This window comes from Streptomyces sp. HSW2009, assembly GCF_040240285.1.
GTDB lineage: Bacteria > Actinomycetota > Actinomycetes > Streptomycetales > Streptomycetaceae > Streptomyces.
The window spans coordinates 1-227 of sequence record NZ_JBEHZD010001309.1 but is presented as its reverse complement, the minus strand read 5'-3'; the positions used below and the strand labels follow the sequence as shown (position 1 = coordinate 227).

Annotated in this window: 1 protein-coding gene; it reads left to right on the top strand. The window is 69.6% G+C overall.

All coding sequences use genetic code 11. The features are described 5' to 3' along the window. Positions 1–227, top strand: a 227-nt coding sequence (locus AAHZ94_RS35505) for a DUF5915 domain-containing protein (protein WP_349997735.1), incomplete at both ends; no start/stop codon positions are given.

The following is a 227-nucleotide window of genomic DNA, read 5'->3' as shown; positions in this document are numbered from 1 at the left end:
GTCGCCGCAACCGACGCCGCCGCACTCTCCCAAGCCCTCCGCGACGGCACAGCCACCATCACCGTCGACGGCGAACCAGTAGACCTCACCCCCGACGAAGTCATCATCACCGAAACCCCCCGCGAAGGCTGGTCCGTAGCCTCCGACGCCGGCGCCACCGTCGCACTCGACCTCGAAATCACCCCCGAACTCCGCAAAGCCGGCCTCGCCCGCGACGCCATCCGCCT